Below are 2,171 nucleotides of genomic sequence, written 5' to 3' on the forward strand. Positions count from 1 at the left end.
CATTACGTACCCACGATTTAAACTGATTATCAACACTATCGCATGGAATACCTTCGTTCTTTAGGACCTTATCCCGTTGTTCTTCCGGGAGATCAAGATATTTCTGCATACTTCTGATAGGTACTCCAAAAGTAGAAGACAAAATAAATCTCTTCTCCTGTTCCGGAGTAAACTTAATGCCATACTCTTCACCCATGCTCTCCAATACAGCCTGCATATCCTGCTGCTTGTCGAGGCTCATAAATATTTTCCCTTCCGGATCAACCAGAATCTGGAGTACATTCGTCTCCGGAATCTTGATTTCCGATACGGAAGCCGGAGTGGTAACTTGTACTGGCTCTTTCTTCACAAATGTTGAAGTCAACATAAAGAAAGTCAGAAGCAATACAGTAACGTCACTCATAGCGGTCATATCTATGAACGTACTTTTCTTTTTAATTTGCGCTCTACCCATGATTAATAATAGATTTTATAAGGGTTCGCAGAATTAGTGAGTAGCTGCAAAAGTTTGCACGATAGAGAATCCGACTTCGTCGAGTCCGTAAGTCAATTTATCGATTTTGTTAGTGTAATAGTTGTAAGAGATAACAGCCAATGCACCAGTCAAGATACCGAAAGCTGTATTAATCAAAGCTTCAGAGATACCTTGTGACAAAGCCATAGAGTCAGCACCACCACCAGCAGACAAAGCAGCAAATGAACGGATCATACCGATTACAGTACCGAGCAATCCCATCAATGTACCCAGAGTAGTGATGGTAGCGATGATCGGAAGATTTTGTTGCATCATCGGCATTTCCAAAGCAGTAGCTTCTTCAAGCTCTTTCTGAATAGCCAACAGCTTCTGTTCTTTAGGAAGAGATGTGTTCTTTTCCATTTCTTCATACTTACGCAAAGTAGAAGTTACTACATTAGCAACAGATCCACGTTGTTTGTCACAGATTTCCTGTGCTTTCTTCATATCACCAGCAGCTAAAGCGTCTTTGATGTTAGCTACAAACTTAGATAATGAACCTTTACCGAAAGCAGAACGAAGAGCGAAATAACGTTCGATGCTCAAAGCAAGCACGGTTAATAACAACGTCTGGATAATAGGCACGATGATACCACCTTTGTAAATAGTACCCAACATATTCAACGGGTGATTGTTCGGGTCATTGTTCATAAAGTTGGACGGATTCCCTAATAGGAACTGATAGATACACACAGCTATTACTAAACAGCAGATGATTACGATACCGGCATTCTTTATACCTACAACTTGAGTTTTTTTAGTAGTTTCCATAATAAGTTTTTTGTTAAGAAATTAATTTTAGTTATTTAGGAAGTAAATATTTCAATTAGACACACTGCGCTACAGACCCTGCAACTTTTAAAAGGTAAAGTCATACAGTTTCATACAGAGTACGAAAAAAAACGAATAAAAATGGAGAAAAGATTAAATAAGGATACGTCTTAAAGCGAACACGTAGTAGTCGCTACACGTAATGGAGTAATGTGGATCCTTATCAGAATAAAATGATTTACTTTGATCTAATACTAAAGAGTTTTCTCTTAACACGAGAAACTTTTGCATAACGTCTTTCAAGGAGTCATTGATTTCAATGATTCTACGCAAACGATAATTATTAGAGTTTGATTCTGTTACGAGTTTAAGTCCTAATTCTACGTCAGAAACAGACAAAGAACGGACGCTATCATAGCTAACAGATTGCCCATCTACAGAAGAGCGTTGGTTGCTGTCAGAAGATAATTCTGATAATTGACAAAGTGAGTCACTAAAAATACAAGTAGAGAAATTCATAGTATTTCCGCTTACGCTAAAAGATAGCATCAGCAGAAGAAAAGCTAATATGAATTTCGGAGAAAGTTTCATTGTATTTTTAGTTGTTTAATCAATTACAATAGATTCGGCCACAAATGTAGTAATTAATTGTATATGTTTATCGCCGTTCACATCATTTAAGCATTAAAGTTTAACTCTTTTATAAAAACAAGCTACAATATGTTTTGTTCGATGAGTTGGCGACTTAATATGTTAAAAAACATTTCCTCTAAATATCCAGGATTTTAAGAAATTAAAACTCCCCTCCAATATTTCTACTGAAGGGGAGTTTTCTTAAAAACGGCGGCTACCTACTCTCCCACTGTTACGCAGTACCATCGGCGTG

At 37.2% G+C, this 2,171-nt stretch carries 3 protein-coding genes; all 3 read right to left on the reverse strand.

The genetic code is table 11. The annotated features are described in order from the left end of the window. The coding region (locus tag ACT8YW_RS23065) for an ExbD/TolR family protein (RefSeq protein ID WP_444107262.1) at positions 1–454 on the reverse strand (454 nt) is incomplete at its 3' end. 33 nt (positions 455–487) lie between these two features. Next, positions 488–1,285, reverse strand: coding sequence for a MotA/TolQ/ExbB proton channel family protein (locus ACT8YW_RS23070; protein ID WP_195443581.1), 798 nt, complete (start codon positions 1,283–1,285; stop codon positions 488–490). Between the two features lie 153 nt (positions 1,286–1,438). Continuing rightward, complete coding sequence (locus tag ACT8YW_RS23075) at positions 1,439–1,876, reverse strand: hypothetical protein (RefSeq protein WP_444107263.1); 438 nt, start codon at positions 1,874–1,876, stop codon at positions 1,439–1,441. Positions 1,877–2,171 lie beyond the last annotated feature (295 nt).

This window comes from Bacteroides sp. (assembly GCF_052357945.1).
Classification (GTDB): domain Bacteria; phylum Bacteroidota; class Bacteroidia; order Bacteroidales; family Bacteroidaceae; genus Bacteroides.